Raw genomic sequence first — 23,496 nt, 5'->3', positions numbered from 1 at the left:
AAAAAATCCCGCTATAGCGCGGGATTTTTTAAATATTTAGCGGGCTTATTTTTTAGTTGTTTGTTGTTTAGCTAGCTTAGATGATTGGTCTTTCTTATAAATGTTTTCGTAACAGTAGTTAGTTGCTTCAATGTAACCATCAACACTACCACAGTCAAAACGCTTACCTTTAAATTTGTATGCCAGTACACAACCCGATTGTGCTTGTTTTAGTAGGGCGTCAGTAATTTGGATTTCGCCGCCTTTACCTGGTTCTGTTTGCTCGATAATATCAAAAATATCTGGTGTTAGGATATAACGACCAATAATAGCAAGGTTACTTGGTGCTGTTCCTGGCTCAGGTTTTTCTACCATGTTGTCTACACGGAATAGGTCATCACGGATCATTTGACCTGCAATTACACCATATTTATGAGTATCTTCTTCAGGTACTTCTTCAACGGCAACGATTGAACAACGGAATTGCTTATAAAGAGCTGCCATTTGAGCTAACACGCCTTTTTCTTCGTTAACACAAAGGTCATCGGCAAGTACAACAGCAAAAGGTTCGTTACCGACTAGCTCACGACCCATAAGGATAGCGTGGCCTAAGCCTTTCATTTCACCTTGACGAATGTAAGTGAAGTTAGCTGAGTCAATAACGCGACGAATATCAAATAAAAGATCTTCTTTGTTCGTACCACTTATTTGATGTTCCAGTTCATAGTTCTTATCAAAGTGATCCATCAAGGTGTTTTTACCACGACCAGTAACAATACACATCCCGTTCATGCCAGCTTGAATCGCTTCCTCAACACCATATTCAATCAAAGGTTTGTTTACGATTGGCATCATCTCTTTTGGCATTGATTTTGTTGCTGGAAGAAATCGAGTACCGTAGCCGGCTGCTGGAAATAGACATTTCTTGATCATAGTGTTTCCTAGATTTAATGTAATTGATTATGTGTTGAGTGCAAATTTAAATCTTGCTGATAATTTCGTTAGTGAGAATTAACAAAACAATAGTTATTATTGTTTTGTTAACGCTTAATAGCGTTGTATTGTTAGAGATTTTAGGCAATAAATCAACTTTATATCATCCTTGTTTTCGCAAACTATAACAATAAGTTGAAGATGTATAATCTTTAATTATTAACCCTAATGATAATCCTTATATTGTTTTTTAAATTCTAGTTGTTATTAATTTATTATCGCATGCTACTTATTTGTTTTTGATATGTTTGCTATTTACTTTAATATTTTCGTCAATGATTACTCTATTTATTATATGATCTTAGCGAATATTTATATAATGATAGCTGAGTACCTTATTAATATTTACATAGTATATATTTTTAAATTACCGAAGTGTCATAAAAATGACAGTCTTGATGCAGTAGGGCTTATCTGTGGATTTTGATATTGATTCTGATTATGATTTTGTGGTGGGTTAGTTGTATTTGGTATGGATAATTGGGGGCTATAACCTATTTTGACGCTATGCCTTGACCTTGCTGACATGATAAACTGCGTGATTGAGTATAAACTTTGACTAAGCGGCTATTAACACCCAATACCGTCGCTATCAGCTTTGGAGTGAACTATGGCCAGTCGTGGCGTAAATAAAGTTATCTTAATCGGTAACTTAGGAAATGATCCAGAAATTCGTTACATGCCTAGCGGTGGTGCAGTAGCTAACATTACTATTGCAACCTCTGAATCTTGGCGTGATAAAGCTACCGGTGAGCAACGTGAAAAAACTGAGTGGCACCGTGTTGCATTGTTTGGGAAATTAGCAGAAGTCGCTGGTGAGTACCTACGTAAAGGCTCACAAGTGTACATTGAAGGCCAATTACAAACGCGTAAGTGGCAAAATCAGCAAGGCCAAGATCAATATACTACTGAAGTTGTTGTTCAAGGTTTTAACGGTGTAATGCAGATGCTAGGTGGCCGTAATGGCGGCCAAGGTGCTCCTATGGGTGGCCAGCAGCAGCAACAGCAGAATCAAGGTAACTGGGGTCAGCCTCAACAACCTGCAGCTGCACCACAGCAAAATTATGCACCACAGCAACATCAGTCAGCACCGCAGCAGTCTGCTCCACAGCAACCGCAGCAACAATATAATGAGCCACCAATGGATTTTGACGACGATATTCCGTTCTAGCTCTTATATAATTTAAAAGTGTAAGAATAAACACTTTTAATTATCGAATTTGACACTAACCCAACAGAAATGTTGGGTTTTTTTATTCATACAATTTTATTGACAGCATATAACTGCTTACCTATAGTTTATGTATAAATAAAGTGTAAGGATAAAGGTCGAGCATGGAATACAAAGTAGATACTCTGGTGTTTGATAATGGTGAGCGATATCCCATATTAATGGGAGTTAATGAGATGCCTCATTTTTATACCACTCTTTGGGTTACTGCAAAACTGCGTTCGACAATGGCTGTGAATACGATTATTAGTCGCTTAGGTGCTGTTAATTGGTTTTTACAGTGGGAAAAAATAGAAGGCCGAGATCTTTATTCAGAATTTAAGTGTGGAAAGTTTTTAGATGCAAAAGATATTGATAGCATCAAATCTCACCTTGCTATTGATGTGGCGCATTTAAAAGGTATTTCGAAGAAAAAAAATACTCGGAATAAAGTGGTAAATATAAATGATGATCCTCAGTTAATAAAAGTAACACCATCAGTTGGACGTAACCACCAATATAATAGAATGACATCGGTAGCTGAATATATTTATTTTTTAGCTGGGGTGGCTGTTCAGTTTCAGAATAATCCACAATTAATTAGCGCTATTTCTCGCATGCTAAAAATGTTTAAAGCGGCTCGCCCAAAAGGGAAAAGTAAAAACGTTATTGATAGGCATGATAGTAAAAAACTACCTGATGGTTTAATTAATGAATTTATAGGTATTGCGCATTATAACCATCCATTAAATCCATTCAGGCATGAAATTACTAAAAGACGTAATCATTTAATGTTTGTTTTATTAAAAGAGTTAGGCTTAAGGCGAGGTGAATTATTATCGCTTACTATTTCTAACGGTAATATGGATTTGATTGGTGATGCTCCATATATTTGGGTTAAGCGTGAGCATGATGATAAATATGATCCACGAAAGACCCAACCTGTAGCTAAAACAAAAGAGCGTATGTTAAGGGTATCTAAGAAAACAGCCATTCTTATTGATGAATATATTTGTTTATATCGTAGTCGTACACCTAATGCGAATAAACACCCTTATTTATTTGTAACTCACCTTAAATGTAAAACTCAAGGTCAGCCCTTAAGTGCTAGCACTCTTGATACCATTATCATTCCTGCAATGAAAGCTGTTGATGAAAGGTTTTCTGCGATTCATGCTCACTACTTTAGACATCATTGGAATGAAGATTTTTCTATTAAGATAGATACAATTAATGCGTTAGCTGAAAAAGGGGTTGGCAACCACCAATCTATTGATAGTGGAAAAGAAGCAAAGATGCGCCAGCATTTAATGGGGCACAGTTCAGAAAAATCAGCAGATCCCTATAACCGTCGACATATTAAAAAAAGAGCTGGTGAAGTAATTCTCCAAGAGCAAGAAGAGTTGCAGCAACAACTAGTCGAATATAATAATAAATAATGGAAATTTAGCTGTATGAGTAAGTTAGTAGTTATAGATAATCGACGGTTAACAACCAGTCGCTATAAAACCTCTTCTGGTGAACTCTTATCTAAGGATGGGTATAGCTTTAATATCAACTCGAATCATTGGAAGTTAAATAAAGATGCAATTATTTCCTTTCAATGTGAAGTATTGGCATTAGATCCTAAAATATTAGAAAGCTTTCGCAAAACATTATCGAATTATGCGCAGGAAGCATCAGGAAAGCATACACAGAATATGTACCACCGTTTTCAACGAATGGTACGTGATACCAAATGCACAGTACTGGATGAAAATACCATTTTAAACTGGAGATCAATGCTAGATAACGAGCACGAATGGTATTTAGGATCGCTTCGTGGTTTTTTAATTAGTTGGTATGACTATGGATATTATGGTGTTTCATCTGATGTGATTAAAGTGCTTGAGAACATGACACTCTCAGGGAATAAAAAAGGCGTTGCTGTAGCAAATCGTTGTCCTTATTCGGGAGCTTTTACTCCTAATGAAGTGCTTGCGCTAAATAATGAATTAATTCGTTTATTTAAAGCTGATGAAATAAGTTTTGCTTGTTATAGCTACCTTAATACATTGCAAGCGACTGCGCGTCGTCCAGTTCAGCTTAGACAATTAAAAGGCTGTGACTTAATTAATGGAAATTTAAGTAATTTTTATCTTAATGTCCCTCGTTCTAAGCAACGTGGTGGAAGCTTTCGGGGTGAATTTAATAAACTGCCAATAACGGAAGAATTGTATTTAATACTCCATAATTTACATAAGTCTGTAGTGACTTATTTAGAAAAGGAATTTAATACCAAGCTATCCTTAAGCCAAATAGATCAAGCCCCTCTTTTTGTTGATTTTAAGGCTGTTGAGCAACTTGTAGATCAAAGCACTCCATTATCTTCAGATCTTTTGTTATCTGATCTCTTACACGTATCAACATTATATCTGAGGCATGAATACGTTCAGAAATTTCAGATTAAGCAGAAGGCTATTTCAGAGCGTACAGGGGATTATATTCTTATCTCTGCAAGGCGTTTTCGTCACACAAGGGGCACTAACCTTGGACGCAAAGGTTTAGGAGGGCTGATTATAGCTGAAGCGCTCGATCACAGTGATACCCAAAATATAAAAGTCTACTGTGAAAATACTGCCGATACAGTAACTTATATTGATAAGGTCATGGGTAGTCAATTAGCTCCGTTTGCAAATGCCTTTTTAGGAAAAATTATTGAATCTGCTGATGATGGAGAACGTGGCAACGATCCGACTGCTCGCATACCTAATGATGAATGTGAGGTTGTAGGGGCGTGTGGTACAAATGATTTTTGTGTTAAAGGCTATGAAGCTTGCTACCTTTGTCATAAGTTCAGACCCCTTATTGATGCACCTCATGAAAAACTCCTAGCAAACCTGTATGCAGAAAAAGAACAACGGTTAAAAACAACAAAAAGTGAGGAATATGCCTCAACTAAAGACCGATTGATATTAGCCGTGGAATGGGTTGTACAGAAATGTGCGGAAATGAAAGCAGAAAAAGAGGTTAATGATGGAAAATAATATTTTTCTGTTTAAGCCAAAGTCAGAGCTTACAGCGGAAGGAAATCTTAATGATTTTATTCTTAAGTGTAAGAAATTGAATGCTTTTGGTGTGGATCAATGGGATGAGAATTTATGGGCAGATTACAAAGGAGTTCGTAAGGTTACAGCCCGTTTTTCGACTAATACAAAGCCATCAACGTCATATTCTTTTGAACCGCTTAGTCTACCTTATCGCGATTTTGCTAAGGCATATATTAAGTATGCGTATTCTTATAAACCTGTCACTAATCTCCAGCGTCACTTTGAGGCTCTGCGTGTTCTTGAAGAGGCTCTCTTAGAGGTAAATGGAACTGCTGATATTTTAGGTTTAGATGGCACGGTTCTGACTAACATCGACTCGATTTTTAGGAAACGTATCTCTAATTCGGAAGGGTTGAATAAGGCGGGTTATCAAATGGAACTAATCTTAAAATTCTGCCGTGAAAACCATTTTACACCGAATATTCCTGAGTGGTCGAATCCATTTAAGAAAGTTAAATTGGTGGCTATTTCAGTATCAGAAGAAGGGAAAAAACATCGAGCAGAGAAGTTGCCTTCAGATGAAGTAATGATGCAAGTAGCTAAACTTTTCCATGATGCGCCAAACCTTGGTGTGGAAGCTGAGTATTTCTCGGCGGTTATGGCTTTATTGATGGTTGCTCCATCAAGATGTTCTGAAGTGTTAAGTCTTCCTCTTAATTGCCTTGTATGGGAAGAAACTCGCGCTGGAGAGATGAAGTTAGGAATACGATGGGTTCCAGCCAAAAAGGGAAAAGAAGGCGTTAAATGGGTTCCTACAGTGATGACAGATGTAGTTATTCAAGCGGTTGAAAGGCTTGAGCGTATTGGTGAGCCAGCTCGAAAAGCCGCTAGGTTTGCAGAAGAAAATCCAAATAAATTCATGCGCCATGAATACTGTATTACACCTGAAAACTTTAGTGATGTAACGCCGTTAACTGTGCAGCAATTTAATGCCGCAATGGAACTTAATCTAGCTAGATTCACAATGAATGCGCCAACGCCTAAATGGTTAATTTCGCTTCTTAAAGAAAATGATGGAACGATAAACTATAAAGCATTAGGCAAGTATCAATATGAAAATTTTGCTAAAAAGTTTAAAAATTTCCCATACATCGATAATGCTAAGCATATAAAAGTATCTGAAGCGTTGTTATTACACCGCGAAAATGAATATCACAAAGATTTTAGTCCTCGACCATTTTCATTTGGATTACCAACAGTAAATGCTGTTAATGATCGTTTTTCAGATAAAGGCCATACAGGTAAGTCATCTTTATTTGCTAAGCATGGCATTTCTTCACCCGATTGTTCAAAAGTTTTAATTGCATCACATGATGCTAGGCGTTGGTTATCTACAAAAGCAGAGCGTGGTGGGATGGATGAGTTGACATTGGCTAATTGGGCTGGGCGAGCCAAAGTTAGCGATAATGCTAAATATGATTATCGAACCGAAAAAGAAAAATCTGACGAATCGGCACTTGTTCTTTTTGGTAACAACATGACTCCTTTAGATAAAATCAATATGAATATCCCAGTATCTTTTGAGGATATTGGCAAAGATTTGGTTGGTTCGGCAATTGTGACTGAGTTGGGTGTTTGTGAGCATGATTTTGCAATGTTGCCATGTCAGCGAGATGGAGATTGTGAAACGTGCAAGGAATTGGTTTGTATTAAAGGAATGGAAAGCTCGTTACAACAACTGAAAAAACGAGAAATACAAGTGGCTTCACAATTAAGTAAATCGCAGCAAAGCCATGAAATGGGCGTATTTGGAGCTGACCGTTGGGTTTCAGCACAGGGGTGGAGGCTTGCTCATATTCGAACAAAAATTAAGATACTTGAAGATGAAAATACGCCTAACGGCACACCTGTCAGGATACCAGAAGAATATGATCCATCCCCAATAAAAGATGCGCTGATTAGTAAAGGGCTTAGCGCAGATATTCAACCTCAGCCAACTGAAGCCATCACTATCAAAACAGAAGAGTTAGCATTAAATAACGATGCATCAGACTTATTTGACATCATGGAGGGACTCTAATGCCTAAAATTGTTGTTACTCCTGAAAGCCACCCACTCGTTATATCGATAATTAATGCGTGGGAGGGGAAGTTAACGTGGGATTTACTTTGTGAGAAAGTGAGTTTAGCTCTAAATGTCAAAGATGGAGTTCAGCGCCAATCATTATCCTCATACAAGGAAATACAGGCTGCGTACTCACAGAAGAAAACGGCATTGAGGGAAGCTAAATCATCCTTAACCGTTGTTAGTGATGATGTGGATGCTGAATATCTGAAGCGTAAGATTGCCACACTTAATGCTGAGCTTTCTAGAGTAAATAAGATTAATGAAGCATATAAGCAGCGCTTTGTTTTGTGGCAATACAATGCGTATAAGCTCGGTATTCGAATAGACAGTCTTGATGATGCAATTGATAAGTTAGAGAAGCCACTAATAGAGCTTAAGCGTAAGACTGGTGGAAATTGATTGATTTAACCTATATAAATCAATTTATTATGGTTTTTGTGGGGCGTTAATTAACTCACTAAAATTATTATATGAAATATTTTAGGAGGTTATTAGTAGATAAATACAATGGGCTGAATAATTAAAAAATTGAATTAATGACTTTTTTGTAACAAATACATTATTGGTATATACACTTTTAATTGGGCAAACAATTAGGCCATTTGAACTCATTGATTAATATATCATTAGTTATAGGTGGTATTCCACGGATCACCCCCAGTGCAACCAGTTGATAAATATGTATTATTTGCAGGTGGTATTCCGCGGATCACCCCAGTGCAACCAGTTGATAAATATGTATTATTTGCAGGTGGTATTCCACGGATCACCACGTGTAACCCATTGATAAATATGTATTGTTTTGGGGTGGTATTCCGCGGATCACCCCCAGTGCAATCAGTTGATAAATATATCAATTAGTTGTAAATGGTATTCTACGGTTCACCTCCATGTAACTTGTTGATAAAAAAGTATTATTCGCAGGTGGTATTCCATGGGTCTCCTCTATATAACTTATTGATAAACATGTATTATTTGCAGGTGGTATTCCGCGGATCACCCCAGTGCAACCAGTTGATAAATATATATTATTTTCAGGTGGTATTCCGCGGATCACCCCAGTGCAACCAGTTGATAAATATGTATTATTTGCAGGTGGTATTCCATGGATCACCTCCATGTAACCCATTGATAAATATGTATTATTTTTGGGTGTATTCCGCGGATCACCCCCAGTGCAATCAGTTGATAGATATATCATTAGTTGTAAATGGTATTCTACGGTTCACCTCCATGTAACTTGTTGATAAAAATGTATTATTCTCAGGTGGTATTCCATGGATCACCTCTATATAACTTATTGATAAATATGTATTATTTTTAGATGGTGTTCCGCGGATCACCACCAGTGCAATCAGTTGATAAAAACGTATTATTCTCAGGTGGTATTCCATGGATCACCCTCATATAACTTATTGATAAATATATTTTATTTTTAGGTGGTATTCCGCGGATCACCCCCAGTGCAATCAGTTGATAAAAATGTATTATTCTCAGGTGGTATTCCATGGATCACCCTCATATAACTTATTGATAAATATTTATTATTTGGAGGTGGTATTCCGCGGATCACCCTCAGTGCAATCAGTTGATAAATATATCATTAGTTGTAAATGGTATTCTACGGATCACCCTTATGTAACTAATTGATAAATATGCAATTTATTGGTGATGTTCCGCGAGTCTGCTGGAATTTCAGATATTCAAGCTATGAGTATTAATTCTTTTAATAGCTTAGATAAAGAGTTGAACTATTTATCATATGATGACGCATCACTATTTGCGGTACTAAATAATCGTTTAGATGATTTTGAATATCACTTACTTAATGATAAGCAGAGTATTGTTATCCCCTTAGAAAGGTAGATAGAGAGAAAAATAAATCAAAATCAAGAGATAAATTTGACAGTACATTGAGTTAGCCACTAGCGAGTAAGCATTGATTTGCTTATTATGAAACTAAGTTTAGATAAAATTTAATTTTCAATAGTGGAGTTAGAATTAATGGCTGAAAATGGGCCTCGCGAGGAAATCGCAAAAGTTGTATCTTCTGATTTGCTAAGCATTTTTAAATGGGAACAATATGGTCCATACGACCAAGATTTCCCATGTAGAAAGCAAGACAAGCATTTGGATAAAGAAAAAAGCCAGAAACATACACATCCTGTTGATGTTGTCTTTGGCTATAAAGACCCTTATAGCAATAAGAACGTTCTTTTTAATACCGATTTGAAAAGTTATGGTAAGAGTTCTATAAACTCTACGAAGATAGAAGAAGCTTTAACATCTCTGGCTAAGACGATTGATTGCGCAGAAAATAGCACACACTGGCAAGCAAAATATCTAATTCCAGCGGGTGACTTTGAAGTTCGAGGTCTGTTGTTTGTTTATAACCACGACAACCAATACCAGAAAGGCTTCTATGACTTTTTCTATCCGCCCAAGCGAGAGAAAGGTCAAAAGGGTCAGCTACCTAGATCTGTTCAACTTTCAAAGATACCTGTTCCTAAAGACAAAAAACTGCACTTTGTTGAACCACTTCAGATTAACTATTGGATGACAATCGCCTCTGATATTAACGATATGATTCGTCGTAGCACGTTTCCGAAAACAGAGTTTGGCTTTTACTACCCAGAGTTGACGTTCCACAAGGTTGTTTCCGCTGAGAAGTATCTCCCAGCAACTATTGAAATGCTGTCATCGCCTTTCATTATCATCAAACACGACGAGGTGCATGATATCGTTGGTGGTCAAATCAAATCGGTATACGACCCTGGTTATGTTGTCTACTATAACCGAGAAGCAAACACAGATAATGAGTTTCTATACCTTTTAGATTTACTATCAAAGTATCAACTGTTAAACGCTGAAAATAAGATTCGATTAAAAGTACCACATACTGAAACCAGTGGTTCAGCTCGATCACATTTTAATCGAGCATTAGAGAAGTATGCCCATGAGTGGGGATATGACGAAGAAATGAAGAAGAGACTCGATATTAAATTTGAGTTGATTCCTTACAAGATTGAGTTTTACAACTCAGAAGATATTGGTTGGAAGGGTGTCCATGCATAAAAATTACCTTTATAGCGTTACTGATAAGGCCTTATTTGACGCACTTAATACCTCGAAGATTAATAACTCTGAACTAAGAGATTTATTCCTTTCACGGGGCGTAATCATATCGACTGAAACCAAAAGAGAAGAACTTGCTCGTGATTTCTCTAAATACAACCACGATTATTACGACCATCAAAGAATAGCTTCGGCGATGGGGGTGGTGCAGCGTAAAGAAAAAACAACGACGAGCGATTATGCCACTAAGGTAGATAAAGAGTCTTTGGAAACATCGTTGAACGTCCTTAAGAAGCAAATCACTGAAGAAAAGGATTTGTGTATCTGGCACGAAGACGAAAACGGTAACTTTATCGTCGATATCACGTATGAAACGCCTGATTACACCAAGTCTGATTTCAAGCAAATTGTTAAGAAAGAAGCGACGATTACGATCGAGAAAACGGATTCTGGTTACACAGTAAGATACCCAGACAATCCAAAAGTAAAAGGATACGAAAAAACTATTAGAGAGTCTGTCGAACTTATAGCAGAAGATGCGGGCGAGGAATTTGACTCAACTCGTATCAATATGACTTCTGTGGAAGATCCTGACGCCCGAACTAGGTTCTTTCAAAAGCTGCTTTATAGAATGGATGGGTTTAAGCCAATTGATGTAACGGACGTTTATGTGTTCCACCCGAAGCCCACTGATGATGAGAAAGACAGATCTGGGGATTCTGGTATACATATAAGCAGAGCTTCACTAAAAGGGGAGGGAGTACTGCACTCTGGCGAGCTTCAAGAATTCTATAATCGCGGTTTTTACATTTCTAAAATCAGATGGAAATTTGAAGAGGACCTTGTAGGTTCGGATATCTATGTGATTGAAGCAATGTTCGGTGAACCAGAGACCTTTGAGGATTTCTCTTACATAACGAGAGGGAAGTTCAAGTATAAAGCCAAGAACGAATATAACAAAAACCCGTCCAAATTGGATAAGGAAGAAGAACTAAGGATATCTAGGCTCATCGAAGATACTGCACGTGAGATAGTAGATGAAATCGTAGCAGAAACTCTAGGGGAGAACGAAAATGAGTCGTCAGAGGCTGAAGTTACTACTGATAAACAGTAAAAAAAGTGTTTCAGAAATGCTGTCTAAATTACGACAGCTATCTGATGAGCAGCATGGTTTTACATTTCATGGCGTGTCACTAAGTGAGTCGGAAACTCTTCACGCTACGTACTCTGAAAAAGTAGAGTTTAGCAATGAAACTTATGACCAATTTGGTAATGTTATCGATGAGGTATCATATGTTACCTATAGGAATATTAGTTTTCATATAGAGGCTCTTGATACAAATAAGCTACTGATGGTGATTTACAATTCGCCTAAGTCGACGAGAACGTTTGTGGATTGTTTTACAAGACTATTTGATTTTCAGGTTGGCTTCAGTAATCCAGAACTCAATTTGAAAAAGTTTAAGGGCGTACTTGAAAGTGACCTCAACTCTAAACTTGAAGGCACTGGGAAAGTAAAAGTTAGTCGTATAGTTATAGACAAGGCAGCGAAAGCTAGTATCGAAATAACAAGTATAAAAGATGCGTTTGAGTCACTGGAAAAGCTTATAGAAGGCAAGGAATATAATCTAGATAAGCTTAGTAGCTCGATTTACGTTGATGGACATACTGTTGATTTTGAACTTTCTAAAACATGTAGCTTAAGGGTTCGGGATGATCATCTGGGTTATATTCTGCCATCAATCAAAAGTACGCTCATAAAACAATAGCTGGTCAACTAAAGTAAAGATAACCCAGTTGATATGAAAATTAGTTGGGTTGTCATCACATGCTTCTGATCACGACTATTTGTCTTACTACTATATTAGAGCTAGATCTAACATGTTTATGTCCACTAATGAGTTTAATAAATCAAAGCACTCTGGTGAATAAGGTTGTATCCGTTATTGGTTCGATGTGTATAGCGCATAAAAGTGAGCGCTTACGCGAAGTGTGATACAAGCCACTCGATGTTCGTTAATGTGATAATGGAGTTAAATTGGCATGTAGTAACTCAGTAGCTGGATATTACCTCTAGGACTCTAATAAGCACTCTTTTTCTATTAATTAAAGTGTAAGAATAAACATGGAAAGTTACTCAATTTCTTTTTTTATGTTCTCTTTTCTTACGAAAAATAAAAAGTGTAAAGATAGTTTTTTTTGATTCGAGATCTTATTGTGATAAGCTGCTATAAAATAAGGGTTTTTATTCGGTACTTACTCACACGCTCACTGATTGGTTAGTATTTTTACCTTTATTACCGTTCTAGATCCCGAAAAAAGAAGCGATTATATTTAGCTTACTAATATCTATTAACCCAGCATTATTGCTGGGTTTTTTTGTGTATCAAAAATATTATACCTAAGCTAAACTATTAATATTATTATCACTATATATCTTGTTGTATTTATGAAACGTTTAAATGTCGTTATTACTCTTTTATTATCTTTATTACTTACCATTGGGGTTGGATATAATGGCAATGAAATGATTGTAGTAAGTGGATGCTTATTTTTAGCATTGATTTTTTTGTCGTCTAAACGTTGGTTAAAATGGTTGTTTATATTTCCAATTGGTTTTGTTGCAGTATTATATTTTCAGTCTGGATATATTTATGGTCATCCTAATATAGGTATTATTGCATCGTTAGTTGAAACCACTAAACGTGAAAGTATTGAGTTTTTATTAGCGGTGCCAATAAAAGTATGGCTATTAAACGCTATTTTGCTAATCGTATTTGGTTATTATTTAATTAGGATTGAATTCGTATTTAAATGGCATAAATCTACTGTTTTATTAGGTGGGGTTTGCCTTTATTTTTCTTCTTTAAGTTTGTTTGTTAATCATATTTATATCAGTACTGAGCATTACATTGCCCAGATGAATGCAATCAGGAGCAGTATTCACCAAGCGGCTAATTGGACGGTTTTAAGTGCCAAGCCGAAGTATAAAAATTATGTGTTAATCATTGGTGAGAGCATGCGTAAAGATTATATGTCTGCTTATGGCTACCCGATTAATACCACTCCTTTCTTAGCTCAAACACCGGCAATATTAGTTAATGGTTATTTGTCGACAGCATCCCATACAGCAGTATCATTACCAAGAACTTTAGGTATCAGTAACGGATTAGATTTACATCCGGTTAATAATATAATTACGTTAGCCAATGCCGCTAAAATGAAAACAATATGGCTATCAAATCAAGGTTTTATTGGAAAATATGATACAGCTGTTTCAGTAATAGCGATGCATGCAGCAGAAAAACAATTTTTGAAAAAAGGTAATTTTCTAACTAATAATACGAGTGATTATGCATTACTACCGTTATTTAAGCAGGCATTAGCACAGCCTTATAATGGGTCTAAATTAATTGTATTGCATATTATGGGATCACATGAAAATTTTTGTGATCGAATTAAAAAAGACATATATGGTTTGAAAGATAAAGATTTATCCTGTTATTTATCTACTTATAATCAAACAGATAACATTATTAAAGCGGTAGTTAATGATTTAAAATCGACTCAAGAAAGTTATTCATTATTTTATTTTTCAGATCATGGCCTTGATAATGTCAGCACTGTTAAAGGGCAAACACAATTAGTCCATGGTGATTTATATAAACAAAATTATGAAGTCCCATTGATTGAAATAGCCAGTGATATTAAGCAGCATACTATGCTGAATAAAAAAATAAGTGCTTTTGATTTTATGTCTATTTTTTCCAACTGGATCGGTGTTAAAACGACTCAATTGCCAGCATTCAGTGTTTATCAGTCACCTCGAGTGAATAACATTCACGTATTGAGCGGTAATAAAATGGTGCCTTTTAACTCATTAAAAAATGATCCAGATGAAATTATTAAACAGCATTAATTGGTATTTATTAACATTATTTCTCAGTGCTTAATGAGTTCGTTGCCGATTTTTGTTTAATGAAATCAATAAATAATTTCGTTTTAACATGATGATAATTTAATTTGGGGTAGTAAGCATAAATTGCATTTGTAGGCTGCTTTAATGTCGGTAGTACAGGGACGAGTAAGCCATTATCTAATTCTCGTTTGATGGTTTGGCGGCTGGTTAAAATTAGCCCCATTCCAGCAACAGCACCCGCAACCAGTACTTCTGGATTGGTGGTAATAAAATTGCCTTGTAATCGCAGTCGCTGATTATGCTCAAAAATATGATCTTGTTGATGACCTTGATCGCCAAATAATAGGTAATTATGCTGGCATAATTGCTCGGGGGTAGTGATTGGCTCATTATTTTCAAGGTAGGCAGGGGCGGCATAAAAACCATTACGATAATTCAGCAGTTTAGTTGCTATATAGCTGCAAGAGTTAAATTCAGTGATTTCTCTGCTGATAAATACATCGAGGTTGAGATCGGGAAGTTGCCCTGCAGTTACGGTATGGAGCTCAATTTTTATTTTTGGGTAACATTGACTAAATTCAGTTAAGTAATTGACTAATAAGCGACTGCCTGTTGCTAGTGGGGCGCCAATACGTAATATTCCGCCGACCTCACCATAGGTAGCGGTTGTTTCTGCCAGCATCTGTTGCCAGTCATTGACCAATAATGCACTGCGTTGATAAAACAATTGGCCTGCATCTGTCACGGTTAAGTGGCGAGTGGTGCGTTTTAAAAGCTGTACACCAAGTTGTTTTTCTAACCAAGATAATCGTTTTGATAATGCGGAGCTGGAAGTATTGAGTTTATTAGCGGCTTGCGCCAATGAGCCGTGTTCTACCACGGTAATAAAGCTATTCGCGCAAGTGATCCAATCCATAAATGTATTATTCCTTTGTTACAATATTAATAATCGATTAACTGGTCTAATGTAGCGTATGCTTAGCGATGAGAAAATGATTAAGATCGTTTTGACGTTTACATATTGATATTAATGGCATATATGAAATAAGGATGCTATGAGAAAAGCCTCAAGGATGAAGTTAACAAATCGCTTAGTTGCCTTTGTTACCATGATCGTGATTTGCGCGATTTTAGTTATTTTTATTGGCGGAGCCTTGAGTTTTCGTAAACTCGGCCAAGACTCATTAGTGCATTATCTTGATGGCGTTGTTAGCGTTATTGATCAAGAGCTTTCTGAGCCTCAAGGATCTCAGGCGTTATCGCGTTGGTTGCCGACGTTATTAGAGGCGAGCAATGTGGTGACGTTAACGATTAATGATGGTGATAAACAGCTGTTTGGTTTTGAAGGTCATCAAATCGTTCCTGATCCTAATATTCTGTATCATCATCAATACTTACTGCCATTGCATCCTCGCTATCAAGTAACAATTGCGGCAATTCCACTTTATAGTGAATTTACCTATTCCCTTGGAGCGATGTCATCAATTTCATTAGCACTGCTGATTGTAATCGTCGGCTTAATTCGAGGTGTGCATTGGCTACGTACGCAATTATATGGTTCTGAATTATTAGAAGAGCGTGGCCGAATGATTTTAGCTGGTCGCGTCGATCAATATGCTGAAGGCAATGATTATGAGTGGCCAGCAACAGCGAGTTTAGCCCTTGATCAATTAATTAGTGAACTTAAAGATGCTCGTCAAGAACGGAGTCGGTTTGATACGTTTATTCGTACTCACACTTTTTTAGATCAATTAACGGGTACTGCTAATCGTGTGTTATTTGATAGCCGTTTACAGTCAATGGTGCAAGATCAAGATAGCCATGGTGCGGTAATTCTATTGCGTTTAAGTGACTGGGATGAGCTGTGCTCTCTGCAGGGAAAAACGATTGCAGATGAGTTGCTACAAGATATCAGCGTAATTTTATCTAACTTTATTCAGCGTTTTCCAGATACGGTATTAGCACGTTATTTTGATGCTGAATTTGCGATTCTTATTCCCCAGCAACCCGCCAAAGAAATTAAAATATTTACTAATCAATTATTGAATGCCGTTGAGCGTATATCGCCACCATCACCGATGGAACAAGACAATTGGTGCCACATCGGAGTGACATATTTTCATGGTGGTGATCGCCGTGGACGGATTATGGATGAAGTCGATACCGCTTTACGTAGTTCACAGTTACAAGGCGCAAATAGCTGGAATAGTTTTAAGAAAGATCATCAATGGGATAAATCGCGCGGTAATGTACGCTGGCGTAGTTTGTTTGATAAAACGTTGGTGCAAGGTGGGCCGCTATTATATCAACAACCGATTATTATGGCGGTTGATGAAGAGGTGATGAGTTATGCCTTACTTGCTCGTATTAACGATGATAATGGTGACATCATTAAAGCATCACATTTTATGTCCGCCGTAGAACAAGTGGGTTATTCGGTGCGTTTTGATCGGGCGGTTATTAGTCAAACCTTAATGTTGCTCAAGCAGCAATCGGCGGATAATAGTTACGCGGTTAATATTACTACCATCAGTTTACGCGACAAAAAATTTGTTAAATGGCTACGAGATGAATTATTACAATTACCACGTCCAGTATTGAATCGGTTATTGTTTGAAGTATCAGAAAGTATGTTGGTGAAACATCTTGATGCGATACGGCCTATATTACGTGTATTAACAGGGCTTGGTTGTAAGCTTGTTGTTTCACAAGCGGGGCGAACTATAGTTAGTACTTACTATATTAAAGATATTAAGGCTGATTATATTAAATTACATCGTGGCCTAGTACGTGATATTCATCAGCGGCAAGAGAATCAGTTATTTGTTCGAAGTATGCTGGGAGCATGTGCCAATAGTGATGCCCAAGTGATTGCTGTCGGTGTTGAAACCAATAAGGAATGGCGGGTGCTACAGCAGCTTGGTGTGGTAGCTGCACAAGGGCGCCTTTTTGCTGCTGAGCGACCAATATCCCCAATTGTAAATGCTTTAAAGGTATAATTATTAAAGAGTTAATGTGAAAGGTATTATTTAAAGTGATGTAGGTCTTACATTTAATAGATTAATATTGTGAAGCACTAACTCTTTACCTAAAGTGCGAGCTGTTATTCGGCTCTAACTTTCGGCTTACTTTTATCATGATCCAGCGCTTACTTTCTCCTTTTTTTTTCCGTAAAAATTCTATATTAAATGCTGCGCTTGCTCTGTTTTCTGACACGGTTATTTTAGTTGCTGATAATGAAGCTGATGTCATCGTTGATTCAGTGTCAATTACATCGGTAACCGAGTGGCAAAGTGCGATTGAAATGTTGATCGCTAAGCATCAATTAGCGGGTAGTCAACTTGCTATCATTTTAGGACCGGGGCTATATCAAAGTTTATTGATTGATAAGCCTGAGTTGAGCGGTGATGAATTGGCTCTCGCGCTGCCCTATCTGGTTAAAGATTTAGTTAATGAGTCGCCAGAAGATATCGTTGTTGATGGTTTTAGCAGTTTAAATAATGATCGTATTCAAGTGTTTGTGAGCAATCGTCAACAAATGAATAAGATTGTTTTAGCCTGTCAATCTGCAGGCTGTAGTGTTGGCTGTATGACAGTTGACAGCGTGGTTTTGAGTGAATTTACCGCTGAGAATCGCAGTCAATTAGTCGTGCATCGCTATGGCAATGGCAATTTACAATTAACGGCATTTAGCCAACATAAATTGTTTTTTCAACGCCAACTGCGCGGGTTTGATGTACCTCTCGTGGCAACCCCAAGCTCTGATATCCAAGCATTACAACTGGATAGTTTAGCGTTAGAACTTCAGCGCTCGTTGGATTTTCTTAGTGCGCAATTACGTGATAATTCGATCAGTCAGTTATTAATTAGTTGTGATAATGATGATAACCACCAATTAGCGCAGGAATTAAACGTTCGCTTAAATGTTACTGTCGAAGCGCTTGAACCACAGGTGTCATTATTAACCTCCACAGGAGCGCGTGTTGCTTGGGCGGGACTTAAACAAGGATTATCATCTTCAATTAATTTCTACTCACAACATCTACAACCTAAACGACAATGGTTAACCCTTAATAATATGGTGGCAAGTTGGTTAGTTCTTATGGTGTTAATCAGTGTCGTTAGTGGCGTTTACACCTATAAGTCTCGTCAGTTAGCACCTAAATTAGCATCGAGTAAAGCCCAATTAACTGCGGCACAAAGCCAACTAACGTTGACTCAAAAACAATTACAGCTCCATATCGTTAGCCCAATAAAGCAGCAGCGTGTTAGTGCCTTAGAACAAGACATCATTGCTAAACAATCGACATTAAAGGCTGTTGCTAATCATGATGTAAGTTTAATGGTTGGTTATGGCCAAGTATTAACCCAACTTGCAGCAGCTGGCTCAAACAATATTGCTATTGAACGTATTTCGATTTCAGGTAATGCGCTGGATTTAAACGGTGTTGCTCGAACGCCGGAGGCAGTACCTGGTTGGTTAGGGACATTTAATCGTTATTCCACGTTGGCTGAGCGGCGATTCCAGTTACTCAATATTGGTCGAGATGATACCAATCAGGTCACTTTTACATTGCAAGCCCAACGCATACAAGGGGCAAATTGATGAGAATAACCTGGATTGAATGCCAACTAAGATTCAGTGGCTTGTCATCACGAGAGCAATGGCTGATAGCTATTTCAGGTTGGGTTGCGATCGGCTTTATTGGCGTGTTTATGGTGTTAGAACCACAATGGTTACAGCTGAAAAGCCAAATGAATAATGTCCAAACCACGACGAATAATGCTATTGCTATCCGTAATAATATTACGGTATTGCAACGTCAATTAGCCCAAGATCCTAATAAAGACATTGAGGTTAAAATAGCGCAACTGACTCAAAAAAATACTCAGTTAGTACAACAGCTACAACAAAAGATTGGCGGCTTAGTTACCCCGACACAAATGCCAAATATCCTTGAGCAAGTGTTGCGCCACAGTAAAGAATTGCGGTTGCAGAGTATCGTGTCATTACCCGCAGCTCAGCTAATAAGTGGTGAAGACCAAGGTTATTATATTCATCCCTTACGGATGACGTTTGAAGGAAAGTATTTTGATGTTATTCGCTATTTAACTCAGTTAGAAGCGTTACCCGTTAATTATTATTGGCGCAATTTAAACTATCAAGTAATGCAATATCCATGGGCAAAAATCGAGCTTGAGCTCTATACCTTAGGTGAAAGTAAGGACTTTATTGGTGGTTAAATATATTGTGGCAGGGTTAGCGATCAGCAGTTTATTGCATGCGGTAAATGTACAGGCTCAGCAAGATCCAACAGCACCATTAGGGTGGCAAAAAAAATCACCATCAGTAGTTGTTTCAGCACCATCATTACCACAGTTACAAAGTGTTATTTGTGAACAGCAACATTGTCGTGCCATTTTAAATGGTCAAACGGTGAGGGTTGGTAGTTATATAAAAGGCTACACCGTAAGTCGAATCAGTGATAGTTCAGTGATATTAACCCGCAATAAAAAACAGTGGCAATTGTCACTATTTAGCGCAGATATTAAGCAGTGAAGGTACGTAAAAATATGCAACGGATCATTCTTGGTGTAGTTATCGCTTCGTTAGTTGGCTGTTCAACCCAAATGGGACATAAGTCCCCAGTGGCGATTAAAAAAGCACTCAATCAAGCTGCGAATGATGCGGTAAGTCAACCTATGTTTGAGTTACCGGCTGCTGTTAATAGTGATTTGATGCCGACATTGGATACGAGTGATTTTCAGACACCTCAAGCCTTAGAGAAACGCTTTCGAGTCAATGCGCGTAATGTTGATGCCAATGCGTTTTTTTCTAGTTTAGTTCAAGGAACACCGTTTAATATCGTGATTCATCCCGGTGTGAGTGGCTTGATTAGCTTGCAATTAAAAGATGTCACACTTGATGAAGTGCTGGATGTTGTCGATGATGTTTATGGTTATAGCGTCACCCGTAAAGGTAATATTATTCAGGTGTTTCCGGCTACTTTGCGGACCGATATTATTCCAGTAGATTATTTACAATTGCAGCGTCAAGGGGTGTCGTTGACCTCGATAACAACGGGATCGATCGCCAACGGCAATAGCTCTGATTCAAATTCAGGTGCTAATGATGATGACAACACGACAGAGGGCGTAAACACGACAACGGGTGGTACTACGATTAAAACCACTTCTGAAAGTGATTTCTGGCAACAGTTAGAAAAAGTGGTACGCGGTATGATTGGTCACGGTGAAGGCCGTAATGTAATGATATCACCGCAAGCGGGTTTAATTTCTGTACGGGCATTTCCAAACGAATTACGTGAAGTGAAACAGTTTTTGGGTATTTCACAACAACGCTTAGTACGTCAGGTGGTATTAGAAGCCAAGATCATGGAAGTGACCCTTAATGATAGTTATCAGCAAGGGATTAATTGGCAAAATATTACCCGTAGCATTGGTGGTACTAATATTGTTGTGGGTTCAACCCCGATAGTTGATGCCGCAGCAATTGCAGCACTGCCGGGTGGTAACGCCATTTCAAACCTGTTAGGCGGTCAAACTAATATCACCATTAGTGATGGTAACTTTACTTCAGTATTGAGCTTTCTGGAAACCCAAGGTGATCTTAATGTGCTTTCAAGCCCACGCGTGACTGCGGCTAATAACCAAAAAGCGGTGATCAAAGTGGGGGGGGATGAATATTTTGTGACTAATGTCTCGAGTAGTAATGTTTCGGGAGATAACAGTACTGCGGCTCCTGATATTGAATTAACGCCATTTTTCTCCGGTATTTCATTGGATGTAACGCCGCAAATTGATGATCAAGGCGGGGTGTTATTACATGTTCATCCCGCGGTGGTTGATATTAAAAATGAAATAAAAGCCGTTGATCTAGGGGAAAAGTTTGGGGTTTATCAATTGCCATTGGCGAAAAGCACTATCCGTGAATCAGATTCCATTATTCACGCTCGCAGTGGTGACGTAGTAGTGATTGGCGGCTTAATGAAAACAGCGATGACTGATCAAGTATCAAAAGTACCGTTGTTAGGTGATATTCCGATAGTGGGTAATCTGTTTCGTAACATCAATAAAGTGAAGCAAAAAACCGAATTGGTTATTTTATTGAAGCCAACTGTGATCAGTGATCAAACTTGGCAAAAAGAGATCGAACGCTCACGAGCATTGGTTAATGAATGGTTTCCAGAAGATAAGTAGCCGATGTATTTATCGCACTTTGAGCTTCATTCGGCACCGTTTTTATTGACGCCTAATACCGCTTTATTTCATGCTTTGCCTACTCATTTAACTGCAATCGATACGGTGTTAGCAGGACTGGCAATGGGGGATGGCATTATTCAGGTATCCGGTGAAGTTGGAACCGGAAAGACCCTCGTTTGCCGAATGTTAATCAATCGCTTACCGGCAAAATTCGATTTAGTGTATTTACCGACTCCCGCGCAATGTGGAGTGACGTTACAACTGGCGTTAGCGCATGAATTAGGACTGAATATCGATGCTGATCGGCATCGACTCACTATCGATATTCAGGATCAATTACTGCAGCGGAAAGCGAATGGACGTGCGGTAGTGGTGCTTATTGATGAAGCTCAAGCATTGACTGATGACGCATTAGAAATGATCCGTCTATTAGGTAATCTTGAGACAGAATCAGAAAAGTTACTCCATATTGTGTTAGTTGGTCAGCCAGAATTAGATCAGCGTTTAGCGCATTATCAATTGCGTCAATTGCAACAGCGAATTACTTTACGTGCCATTTTATTACCATTAACTGAAGCAGAAGCCGTTGCTTATATTGAACATCGAGTGTTATTCGCGGGGGGGAAGCTGGGATTATTTTCAGTGGCCCAAGCGCGCGCGATTTGGTTTGCGAGTGGTGGTATTCCAAGATTGATTAATCAATTAGCCCATAAAGCATTACTCGCAGCCTATAGCCAGCAGCGTCAGTCTGTTTGTCAGCAAGATATTAAGATAGCGATTGCTGATACTGTCGCGGCTCGGCAATCAAGTCGGTTGTGGTGGCGATGGCTGAGATGGAAATATTTATGAGTGAATTAAATCGTCGTTTGAGTGCGTTAACACCGCAGTCTCATGATGCGGCAGTTGTATTACAGCCAGCTACGATCAAACCATTACCTAAAAAACGCTGGTGGTATGGTGTGGTGGCGATTTTGATAGCGGTAATGTTAATGGTTGCGCTGAGTTATTGGCGACAACAGTCAGCCGCAGTTGTTGCACCTGCACCTGCATCATCACCTTCGGTAGCAGCCGTTGCTACAACCGTTGTCGTGGCTGCACAGCCCCAAGCTGTCGCTAGTCTAACTGATTCCGATCGTGTTGTTTTAACGGCGATGCCAGAGGCTGAGCCTGCTATTGAAACCCTCGAGATGGAACAAGAACTCGCTAGTTCGTATGAACAAGGCTATGACAGTGGTTACCAACAAGCATTAGCTGAGCAGCAAGTGAAAGATATTGCGATAGAGCCTCCACAAGAGGCTAAAGTCGCTTTAGTCTCGAAACCATTACCAAGTAGTTTATCGATAAAAACAGTGGCGTTAACACCATCACAGTTAGCTGAGGTTGAATATCGTAAAGCGGAAAAAGTATTGCGTCAGGCGAATAGTCGTCAGGCGATTATTCATCTTGAAGCAGCGTTAAAGTATCGCCCTCAATGGGTGGCAGCTCGTCAAAAATTGGCAGCATTATATTATGGTCGTGGTGATAATCGCCAAGCCGTTGCAATGTTACAACAAGGATTACAGCAGCAACCGCAGAATACTGAATTGCGATTAACGCTAGCTAAATTATTGGTTAATGAAAAACAACTTCAAGCGGCGTTAACGGTATTAGAACAACCGTTGAAGGTCGATTCAATCGCTTTTTTGGCGATGCGGGCGGCACTTGCTCAGCAGTTAAATAATACCGCTTTAGCACTGACTAGCTATCAACAATTGTTATTACATGATGCTAGCGATGGACGCTGGTGGCTGGGATTAGCTATTGCTCAAGAGCGTAGCCACCAACAGACAGCAGCCTTAACTTCTTATCGAAACGGATTAACCCATGGTGGGTTATCAGTGGCATCACAACATTTTATTCAACAACGTATTATGGCGTTACAAACCCAAAGGATCTAACAG

The 23,496-nt window shown here is 38.3% G+C and carries 19 protein-coding genes; 17 read left to right on the top strand and 2 right to left on the bottom strand.

Annotated features, from left to right (window positions below; all coding sequences use genetic code 11):
* Window positions 1-45: 45 nt before the first annotated feature.
* The gene (gene galU, locus C0W29_RS09580) at window positions 46-912 is read right to left on the bottom strand and encodes a UTP--glucose-1-phosphate uridylyltransferase GalU (protein WP_036793089.1); all 867 of its coding nucleotides are present in this window, start codon (window positions 910-912) and stop codon (window positions 46-48) included.
* A gap of 670 nt (window positions 913-1,582) precedes the next feature.
* Between galU and C0W29_RS09575 the strand changes: the two genes are divergently transcribed.
* From C0W29_RS09575 to C0W29_RS09525, 10 genes are all read left to right on the top strand, one after another.
* Window positions 1,583-2,143 carry a single-stranded DNA-binding protein gene (locus C0W29_RS09575; protein ID WP_045044961.1) on the top strand — a complete coding sequence of 187 codons (561 nt, stop codon included), beginning with the start codon at window positions 1,583-1,585 and terminating at the stop codon, window positions 2,141-2,143.
* A 164-nt stretch (window positions 2,144-2,307) separates the two neighbouring features.
* Window positions 2,308-3,621 carry a site-specific integrase gene (locus tag C0W29_RS09570; RefSeq protein WP_045044960.1) on the top strand — a complete coding sequence of 438 codons (1,314 nt, stop codon included), beginning with the start codon at window positions 2,308-2,310 and terminating at the stop codon, window positions 3,619-3,621.
* 15 nt (window positions 3,622-3,636) lie between these two features.
* Entirely contained in the window at window positions 3,637-5,208 is a 1,572-nt protein-coding gene (locus C0W29_RS09565; protein WP_208019740.1) for a site-specific integrase, read from the top strand.
* On the top strand, window positions 5,198-7,291 hold the full coding sequence (locus C0W29_RS09560; RefSeq protein WP_045044959.1) for an integrase: 2,094 nt from the start codon (window positions 5,198-5,200) through the stop codon (window positions 7,289-7,291). The genes C0W29_RS09565 and C0W29_RS09560 overlap by 11 nt, the downstream gene beginning before the upstream one ends.
* Window positions 7,291-7,737 (top strand): hypothetical protein, encoded by a 447-nt coding sequence (locus C0W29_RS09555; RefSeq protein WP_045044958.1) that lies wholly within the window; start codon window positions 7,291-7,293, stop codon window positions 7,735-7,737. The genes C0W29_RS09560 and C0W29_RS09555 overlap by 1 nt, the downstream gene beginning before the upstream one ends.
* 261 nt (window positions 7,738-7,998) lie before the next feature.
* Complete coding sequence (locus C0W29_RS09550) at window positions 7,999-8,199, top strand: hypothetical protein (RefSeq protein ID WP_107174192.1); 201 nt, start codon at window positions 7,999-8,001, stop codon at window positions 8,197-8,199.
* 1,143 nt (window positions 8,200-9,342) lie between these two features.
* A complete protein-coding gene (locus tag C0W29_RS09540; protein ID WP_045044956.1) occupies window positions 9,343-10,413 on the top strand; it encodes a hypothetical protein in 1,071 nt (356 codons plus the stop codon).
* Window positions 10,406-11,527, top strand: a complete 1,122-nt coding sequence (locus C0W29_RS09535) for a hypothetical protein (RefSeq protein ID WP_045044955.1) — start codon at window positions 10,406-10,408, stop codon at window positions 11,525-11,527. The genes C0W29_RS09540 and C0W29_RS09535 overlap by 8 nt, the downstream gene beginning before the upstream one ends.
* Window positions 11,487-12,182 carry a hypothetical protein gene (locus C0W29_RS09530; protein ID WP_235869010.1) on the top strand — a complete coding sequence of 232 codons (696 nt, stop codon included), beginning with the start codon at window positions 11,487-11,489 and terminating at the stop codon, window positions 12,180-12,182. Before C0W29_RS09535 ends, C0W29_RS09530 begins: the two co-directional genes overlap by 41 nt.
* Window positions 12,183-12,862: 680 nt before the next feature.
* Window positions 12,863-14,332, top strand: a complete 1,470-nt coding sequence (locus tag C0W29_RS09525) for a phosphoethanolamine transferase (RefSeq protein ID WP_052671625.1) — start codon at window positions 12,863-12,865, stop codon at window positions 14,330-14,332.
* A 16-nt stretch (window positions 14,333-14,348) separates the two neighbouring features.
* Here the strand turns inward: C0W29_RS09525 and C0W29_RS09520 are convergent, their stop codons facing one another.
* Complete coding sequence (locus tag C0W29_RS09520) at window positions 14,349-15,248, bottom strand: LysR family transcriptional regulator (protein ID WP_045044954.1); 900 nt, start codon at window positions 15,246-15,248, stop codon at window positions 14,349-14,351.
* 139 nt (window positions 15,249-15,387) lie between these two features.
* Here C0W29_RS09520 and csrD point away from each other — a divergent pair, with 139 nt between their 5' ends.
* The 7 genes from csrD (at window position 15,388) to C0W29_RS09485 (ending at window position 23,493) form a co-directional block, all read left to right on the top strand.
* Window positions 15,388-17,331, top strand: coding sequence for an RNase E specificity factor CsrD (csrD, locus tag C0W29_RS09515; RefSeq protein ID WP_045044953.1), 1,944 nt, complete (start codon window positions 15,388-15,390; stop codon window positions 17,329-17,331).
* Between the two features lie 137 nt (window positions 17,332-17,468).
* Window positions 17,469-18,938 (top strand): MSHA biogenesis protein MshI, encoded by a 1,470-nt coding sequence (locus C0W29_RS09510; RefSeq protein ID WP_107174191.1) that lies wholly within the window; start codon window positions 17,469-17,471, stop codon window positions 18,936-18,938.
* Window positions 18,938-19,576, top strand: a complete 639-nt coding sequence (locus tag C0W29_RS09505) for an MSHA biogenesis protein MshJ (RefSeq protein ID WP_045044952.1) — start codon at window positions 18,938-18,940, stop codon at window positions 19,574-19,576. Before C0W29_RS09510 ends, C0W29_RS09505 begins: the two co-directional genes overlap by 1 nt.
* Window positions 19,569-19,892, top strand: coding sequence for a hypothetical protein (locus C0W29_RS09500; RefSeq protein WP_052671622.1), 324 nt, complete (start codon window positions 19,569-19,571; stop codon window positions 19,890-19,892). Before C0W29_RS09505 ends, C0W29_RS09500 begins: the two co-directional genes overlap by 8 nt.
* Window positions 19,893-19,906: 14 nt before the next feature.
* Window positions 19,907-21,553, top strand: coding sequence for a pilus (MSHA type) biogenesis protein MshL (gene mshL / locus C0W29_RS09495; RefSeq protein WP_045042530.1), 1,647 nt, complete (start codon window positions 19,907-19,909; stop codon window positions 21,551-21,553).
* Between the two features lie 3 nt (window positions 21,554-21,556).
* Window positions 21,557-22,405 (top strand): ExeA family protein, encoded by an 849-nt coding sequence (locus C0W29_RS09490; RefSeq protein WP_045044951.1) that lies wholly within the window; start codon window positions 21,557-21,559, stop codon window positions 22,403-22,405.
* Complete coding sequence (locus C0W29_RS09485) at window positions 22,402-23,493, top strand: tetratricopeptide repeat protein (protein ID WP_045044950.1); 1,092 nt, start codon at window positions 22,402-22,404, stop codon at window positions 23,491-23,493. The genes C0W29_RS09490 and C0W29_RS09485 overlap by 4 nt, the downstream gene beginning before the upstream one ends.
* Window positions 23,494-23,496: the final 3 nt, after the last annotated feature.

This window comes from Photobacterium kishitanii (assembly GCF_003026355.1).
Classification (GTDB): domain Bacteria; phylum Pseudomonadota; class Gammaproteobacteria; order Enterobacterales; family Vibrionaceae; genus Photobacterium; species Photobacterium kishitanii.
The sequence above is the reverse complement of the archived record's forward strand: the minus strand, read 5'-3'. Positions and strand labels throughout refer to the sequence as shown.